The 6,941-nt window shown below is 50.1% G+C and carries 9 protein-coding genes and 2 pseudogenes; 2 read left to right on the forward strand and 9 right to left on the reverse strand.

Going from position 1 to position 6,941, the window contains the following annotated elements:
• The 5 genes and pseudogenes from ftsB to BG74_RS20530 form a co-directional block, all read right to left on the reverse strand.
• Positions 1 to 271 (reverse strand): cell division protein FtsB (gene ftsB / locus BG74_RS04955; RefSeq protein ID WP_066597046.1); only part of this gene is annotated, 271 nt, incomplete at its 3' end.
• A gap of 275 nt (positions 272 to 546) precedes the next feature.
• Entirely contained in the window at positions 547 to 891 is a 345-nt protein-coding gene (locus tag BG74_RS19605) for a DUF3561 family protein (RefSeq protein WP_066597028.1), read from the reverse strand.
• Between the two features lie 26 nt (positions 892 to 917).
• Positions 918 to 1,241: pseudogene (locus tag BG74_RS13175) on the reverse strand (adenylyl-sulfate kinase); the annotation flags it as partial.
• 430 nt (positions 1,242 to 1,671) lie between these two features.
• Positions 1,672 to 1,890, reverse strand: a complete 219-nt coding sequence (locus tag BG74_RS20525; protein WP_439895661.1) for a hypothetical protein — start codon at positions 1,888 to 1,890, stop codon at positions 1,672 to 1,674.
• 52 nt (positions 1,891 to 1,942) lie between these two features.
• Positions 1,943 to 2,071, reverse strand: coding sequence for a GTP-binding protein (locus BG74_RS20530; RefSeq protein WP_439895663.1), 129 nt, complete (start codon positions 2,069 to 2,071; stop codon positions 1,943 to 1,945).
• A gap of 278 nt (positions 2,072 to 2,349) precedes the next feature.
• Here BG74_RS20530 and BG74_RS13185 point away from each other — a divergent pair, with 278 nt between their 5' ends.
• Positions 2,350 to 2,511: a hypothetical protein gene (locus BG74_RS13185; RefSeq protein WP_187202656.1), complete on the forward strand. Its 162-nt coding sequence runs from the start codon at positions 2,350 to 2,352 to the stop codon at positions 2,509 to 2,511.
• A 61-nt stretch (positions 2,512 to 2,572) separates the two neighbouring features.
• Here BG74_RS13185 and BG74_RS04970 read toward each other — a convergent pair whose 3' ends face one another.
• Positions 2,573 to 2,812 carry a hypothetical protein gene (locus BG74_RS04970; RefSeq protein WP_066597030.1) on the reverse strand — a complete coding sequence of 80 codons (240 nt, stop codon included), beginning with the start codon at positions 2,810 to 2,812 and terminating at the stop codon, positions 2,573 to 2,575.
• Between the two features lie 882 nt (positions 2,813 to 3,694).
• Between BG74_RS04970 and queD the strand changes: the two genes are divergently transcribed.
• Entirely contained in the window at positions 3,695 to 4,054 is a 360-nt protein-coding gene (gene queD / locus BG74_RS04975) for a 6-carboxytetrahydropterin synthase QueD (protein ID WP_066597031.1), read from the forward strand.
• Positions 4,055 to 4,979: 925 nt separating this feature from the next.
• On the opposite strand, the gene queE is transcribed toward queD, so the two are convergent.
• The 3 genes and pseudogenes from queE to eno (BG74_RS16790) form a co-directional block, all read right to left on the reverse strand.
• A complete protein-coding gene (queE, locus tag BG74_RS04980) occupies positions 4,980 to 5,651 on the reverse strand; it encodes a 7-carboxy-7-deazaguanine synthase QueE (protein ID WP_066597032.1) in 672 nt (223 codons plus the stop codon).
• Positions 5,652 to 5,792: 141 nt separating this feature from the next.
• Positions 5,793 to 6,524 (reverse strand): phosphopyruvate hydratase (eno, locus tag BG74_RS16785; RefSeq protein WP_439895662.1); only part of this gene is annotated, 732 nt, incomplete at its 5' end.
• A gap of 4 nt (positions 6,525 to 6,528) precedes the next feature.
• Positions 6,529 to 6,941, reverse strand: a pseudogene (gene eno / locus BG74_RS16790) (phosphopyruvate hydratase); the annotation flags it as partial.

Genomic DNA, 6,941 nt, shown 5'->3' on the forward strand with positions numbered 1-6,941 from the left:
GCTCCGGTACTAGGCGATAGAAGGTCTCGCCCATCTTAATCATGCCAAGCTCGTTGCGCGAGCGTTCCTCGATAGCTTCCTGGCCACCATTGAGATCGTCAATTTCGGCGAACAATTGATCGTTGCGCGCTCTGAGTTGCGCGTTATTGCTTTGTTGCGCCGCGACGTCGCTCTCAACGCGCACCAAATCGCACACACCATTCTTACCCAGCCACAGTGAATACTGCAGCCAGCCAAGCAATGCTAATAATAGCAGCGTAAGTTTTCCCATCCCATCCCCATGAATGACAGTGTTAATCATCCCATAACTTGCGGCCAGACTCAATACCAACCGGCAAATAGCGCAGCAAAACCAGCAAAAATACAGCTGTTCAGGAAATTTTTCCTGATTTTTATGCTTTATTACCGGGCCGAGGGCGCACACAGGCCCTTACCACCCCAATAGAAAGGTGAACACCCAGCCAGAACAGGCGAATACAGACAGGCCGGTGACCAGTACCATCAGCCATAATTTGTCGCCTGGCAGAATACCATAGATCACTCCTATCAACATACATCGTCAGCAGCACCAGAAAAAAGCCAGGTGTAAAGCAGGAAAAATAGGGAATTGGCACCAAATTGCAGGATAGGCACGGCAAAAAGCCAGCCAGTAAAAAATAAACCCGGCGATACCATACCACCCCATAGGGCGCATGACGTCTCATCCCAGTGAAACTTACGGTCAGGAGCAAGGCTGAATTTTAATGGGATAGCGCATTTTATCTCAGTAACGTTCGGTATCAAGACCTGTTTCTGGTTGGTAATCGCCGGCGAAGGCTCCCCTGTCGCCGGAAGCGCATTCTCAGGGCTTGATAATAACACGCTTATCGAGCAGGCAGATCTAATAAACATCCGGTCAAATTTGTTACCAATTGTTAGCTATCCAGATGCAAATCTGGCCACTGTGAGACGCCTCGTAAACCGCGTCGATACCGGTGAAATTAAGCATCTCGCCGGCGCGGGATTTTTGCTACAAAACTTTGGGATCGCGTACCTCGAAAATGGCCAGAGGCGTATCGACAAACACTTCTATAAAGCGGCCGGCGTCCACCATCAGCCTCTCTACCTCGCCCACATGGCGGATATTCTCGCGTTGGTCATCTTCACCGAAGCCCAGATCGCGACAAAAACCATGTCGCACGTTGTCGCTGTCCAACAAGATAAGTACTTACGCCCCGCTGATGCAGCGCATGCTCCGGCGCGTTCAGCGCTAGCTCGAATTCACCGTAGGAGCCCGGTTCAAGATAAATGTTCTGCAAAGGTTGGCGCACCATATTCGGCGCCGACGGTGACATTACTTAACCTGTCGATAAAATCATGCCGCCGGTGGTCGGGTTATCGGCGTACTTCTCCAAGATCATCGGCTTATCAAACTCCAGTTACACCAGGCCGATATCGTTTATCTGTAGACTGTTCGCCACGAACTGGGTCAGGGTGTTGATATCCACTTAATATTGAATATTGTCCACCAGAGCACGAGTTTCTTGTCGGCGATCTTGATATCGAAACTCTGGCCCGCTACCAGCGGCTATTCAGTCATATACACCACATCCATCTGGGCGTTTTGCACTGCCGTCAGCGTCTCTCTGGCGTCCACCAGAAGATCGCCGAGGCTGACATCTAATTCATCCGCTAGAACCAAGGCAACCGCTTCGCCGGCCACAAGGCCCCGGGCAAATCGCCGTCAAAGGTCACGGTGCGGCTGATAGTGGACGTTATGCCGGTCGGCACCTTGTACCTCCTGCCCCATGCGTAATACCCTATCGCCACGGTACCGGCGTAGCCGCGAAAATCCAGATTAGGGCGGTTAATATACTGCAGCGAGAAACGCATCGGCTGCCGCTCGTTCAACTTGATCACCGCCAACACTAAATGGAGAATGCCTAAAAAGGTACTGATGAAGCTATGGCAGCCGGGTCCTTATCCAGTACACCTTTCGTGCGTCAATAAGCAGGATGGCTAGGTCGCAGGTTGATGCGCCGGTGACCATATTGTGGGTGCATTGTTTATGGCCCGGCGTGTCGGCAATGATAACCTTACTTTTTTCGGTCTAAAAATAACGATAGGTGACATCGATAGTAATGCCCCCGCTCGCACCCGGTCTGTAGACTGCCTACTCTAGTAGTGCTAGATTGAGCTTGTCGCTATGGGTGCCGAAGCGCTTGTTATCAGTGTGCAGCTCCGATAGATGATGATCCTCGTAGATTTGTCAAGTTATCGTGCAAGCAGGCGACTGATCAGGGTACTTTTTGCCATCATTGACGCTGCCTACAGGTTAAAAACCCAGCAGGATTTTATGCTGCTGTAGGCGTGCAGATACGCTTCTATACAGCCCTGATAGGAGATTTCCTAGGCTATGGCATTGTTCATGTCGATGACTCCTTAAAAATAACCATGACGCTTATTCATTTCTATCGACCCGGACTAATTGCTATCGATTTCGCCGACTTCCCCGCCTACAATGACGCGTGAAATACAGGCGCTGCGTCATCGCGGGCGGCACAGCAGCCCCAAAAGCTGCTCGGCGCACAGTTCAATGGGCACGCCGAGTGCTATATCGACGATATGCGTCCAAGCGCAAATGTAATGCGCTTTGTCCATCACTACTTTCCTCATCCCGCACGAGAGCGGCATAGCTTTCTACAATGGCCGAGGTGTTTTGCGTCAGCTCGTAATGTTTTTGCAGATCTTCGCCGAAGGACAGCGTCTGCCAGGCTACCTGGACCTGTTCGTGGCCATTGAGCCACAGCATCGCCAGATCGTTTTTTATCATACCCCAGCGCGCATCCCCCGCTGATAACGCAGCCTGGAATCCTCTAAATCAATCCTCCAAATGGCGTACATCTTTGTACGATTGACAGCTGTTTATTCTTCTGATTCACTGACAAATGCGCGCTGAGCGGTGCGTCTTGGTATAGGGGTTGGAATCAACTTCGTTGACATTGCCTCTGACCGCTAATTGCTGCTGTGCTGGACTTGGAGATAGCCACCCGCTCCTTAAGTCTTTCCATCATCGCGACGCACCAGGCCTCGGCCTACGACTGATAGTCCACATTGGCGTCCACCCAGTCGTGCAAACTCTCTGCGCCCTAGCTCCGCTACAGCCGGCGTACGTTGCCAGTTTGCGAGGCGCTAAGTAGCGTAATAGGTGCTGCGGCTTGCACACTTTGTTGGCCCTTCGCTACCCGTCCCAAAAATAACCGGAAATCCAGGCCAACTGAAGAGGAGAAAAATCACCGGTTGCTGCGCCTGCAGGAGATCTAGCTGCTCTGCGTTTAGCGGCAGCACTGTAGTAGAAAAAGGGACCTGTTTCGTCATAGAGGTAAGAAGTTCCTTTTGCCGACACACCAGGACGGGCAATTAAAGATCATTAATGTTTGTAAGTCTAACCACTCACTAGTCTATAATAAAATATTCGATGTGAATAATAATAAATATTTTAATATATAAATGATGTTAAACTTACTGTAGCTACCGATAGAATAACCCAGGGACCCCAGCACTTTACACTGAAGAAGATATCGTCAGCAGCGTAGGCATCTTCGCCGTGTCACCCTTATTTTCCGTCGAGGGGGTTGCTGGAGGCGCGATCCGTGGCATCATAGAGCGTATAACAGTTATTATGCAGTCAATGTATAGTAGAAGAGAAGCGACAGTGATTACCACGTTATATAAAAACTTTACCTTTGAATCCGCCCACCGTTTGCCCTATGTCCCCACGGGACATAAGTGCAGTCGACTGCATGGACATTCATTTTTAGTGCGCCTAGAAGTGACCGGCGAGGTGGATCCCCACACCGGCTGGATTATGGATTTCGCTAACTTGAAGGCTTCCTTCAAACCGATCCTCAACCGGCTGGACCATTATTATCTCAATGATATCCCTGGCCTGGAGAATCCTACCAGCGAAGTGCTAGCGCAGTGGATTTGGCAGCAGCTCAAACCGCAACTGCCGCTGTTAAGCGCTGTGGCCGTTAAAGAAACCTGTACCGCGGGCTGCATCTACCGAGGCTAATAAAGACGCCGTTGTCAACGGTCCCTCTCCCCAGCCGCCTGGTTAAATTGTCGTCTCCTCCCCTTGCACGCGGTGGGAAAAGCTAACCAGTAAACACCCAGTACCGCCTGAGATAGGATGATGAACAAACAGGGTTATCCGTTTGTTTTTGCGCTGGTCTGGCGTAAATATGACCTATATTCAGAGGCTCATATAGGGGAATAACTGTTACCCAGGGGCGCAATGACATAGATAGGGATGATGAAATATAATGTCATAGTGACATTCATAATAAATATCGGATAACAAGAATACGCATAATTCCCCCACTCTTAACTAAAGAACCGAAATTTACCCATTTTTCTGAGAAAAATTATGGTGGTTTACATGCGATCCTCTTTAACTTATTGTGCTAATTTCCGGTTTGTTCTATGTAAAAAAACGGGTTAAATAAGAATATATTCTACGGATTAATCGTATGCCCCTGGCATATAAATTTATATCTTTTATTATGTGAAAAGGGATTTCTCCTGATAAGGGTATCCGTCAGGAAGAAAACCAAAGAGACCCACATCACGCATTTATTTTACCAATTATATAGATATTTATTATATTTATCATTTTAATATAAAAGGAATTAAATTATAAAGATTCAAAACATGGAAAAAATAATTAACGGCTGACTAGGTCTATCGGAGGCGGAATGGCGGTCAAGGCGGCTCTTGGAGCAACAGAGAGGGGGTATTCCGCTGCCTTAGCGGGTGCAGTGGAGTACAATGTGTCGTATTGGGGATATGAAATCACAGCCCTGTCAATGTTATCATGACAAACGTCTCCCTACCCCTGCTACTCTCGGCCAAACGGCCATATGCTCTAACCCCTAACTCAAAAATTCGCGCCGCGCACCGCAGCCGTTAATTGTGAGGAAACACTAGCGGGCAGCCCCCTAGGCGATGTTGAGGTACTTGTGGGTTTGCATCGATAATCGCCAATTACGAGCGATGCAGGTCTTGATACACAAGCGGGCGGCCGCCTCTTTCTGGCTGATGGGCTGGAGCGAGATAATCCGCTGTTTTGTATCATGCAAGATCTGCAACAGCGCATCCAACTCGTCGATATCGCGCTGACGCGCAACTGGATGCTTGATTTCATCGCTGCGGCCCAGCGCCTGCACTAGTACCGGCAGTCCACCTCGCATATTAATTTTCGGTGACACCGTCACCCAGGTTTGCGGCGTACAGTGAACCTCCTGGGTGCCGCTGGTTTCAATCTGGCAACTGAAACCCTGCTGTTCCAGGGCATGTGTCAGGGGTATCAGATCATGCAAACAGGGCTCGCCGCCGGTTATCACGACATGTCGGGCGGCCCAGCCCTGCTGCGCGATCATCGTAATCATCTCTTCCACCGTGATACTGGCCCAGAGACTGTTGTTGGCGGTTTTCAGAGGTATTTTCCCCGTCGCTACTTGATCGGCCGCGCCCTGCTGCCAGGAATGTTTGGTATCGCACCAGCTGCATCCTACTGGACACCCCTGCAGACGAATAAAGATCGCCGGCACGCCGGTAAAGTAGCCTTCGCCCTGGAGGGTCTGGAAAATTTCGTTAAGAGGGTACTGCATACATTTCTCGTGATGACGGCTGTGGATAAGATTGAGTATTACTTGCCCGTCAGAATTCGCTAGCAGGGATCGCAGTTGTGAATAAAAAATCCCGCTCCGGGCCGGGGGCGTTTGGGCCCAGAGCAGAATCGCATACCTGACTTACACCTGGCCTTTCACTTCACTCAGACCGTTGAATGGAGCGCGGTCACCCAGGGCTTCTTCTATGCGAATTAGTTGGTTGTATTTCGCCACGCGATCGGAACGGCTCATCGAACCTGTTTTTATCTGGCCAGCCGCGGTTCCTACCGCCAGGTCGGCGATGGTCGCATCTTCGGTTTCGCCGGAACGGTGGGAAATAATGGTGGTATAACCGGCATCCTTGGCCATCTTGATCGCTGCCAGCGTTTCGGTCAACGAACCAATCTGGTTAAATTTGATAAGAATGGAGTTAGCGATACCCTTGTCGATACCTTCTTTCAGGATCTTAGTATTGGTAACGAACAGATCGTCGCCCACCAGCTGGATTTTGTCGCCCAGTACTTTAGTCTGGTAAGCAAAGCCGTCCCAATCGGACTCATTCATCCCATCTTCAATGGAAACGATCGGATATTGTTTGGTTAGCTCTTCTAGGTAATGGGTGAACTCCTGCGAGGTAAAGGTTTTACCTTCGCCTTTTAGGTTGTAGTTGCTGGTAGATTCCTCAAAGAATTCAGAGGCCGCGCAGTCCATCGCTAGGGTGATGTCTTTACCCAATACGTAACCGGATTTCTCGACCGCTTCCTTGATAGCGGACAGCGCCTCGGAGTTGGATTCTAGGTTCGGCGCGTAGCCGCCCTCGTCGCCCACGGAAGTGTTCATTCCTTTTCTTTTCAGAACGTTGGCCAGATTATGNNNNTCCCATACGCACTGCTTCTTTAATGGTTTTTGCGCCGACCGGCTGGATCATGAATTCCTGGATGTCGATGTTGTTATCGGCGTGTTTACCACCGTTGATGATATTCATCATCGGCAGCGGCATGGAGAATTTGCCAGGGGTGCCATTCAGCTCCGCGATATGCTCATACAAAGGCATGCCTTTGGAAGCGGCAGCGGCTTTGGCGGCGGCAAGCGACACAGCTAGAATGGCGTTTGCGCCAAACTTGGATTTGTTTTCAGTGCCATCCAGGTCGATCATGGTTTTATCCAGAGCGGTCTGATCTTTGGCATCTTTACCAGTCAGGGCCTGAGCGATAGGATCGTTCACCGCGTCAACTGCTTTGGTGACGCCTTTGCCTAGGAAACGGGATTTATCGCCGTCACGCAGCTCCA

The organism is Sodalis-like endosymbiont of Proechinophthirus fluctus, assembly GCF_001602625.1.
Classification (GTDB): domain Bacteria; phylum Pseudomonadota; class Gammaproteobacteria; order Enterobacterales; family Enterobacteriaceae.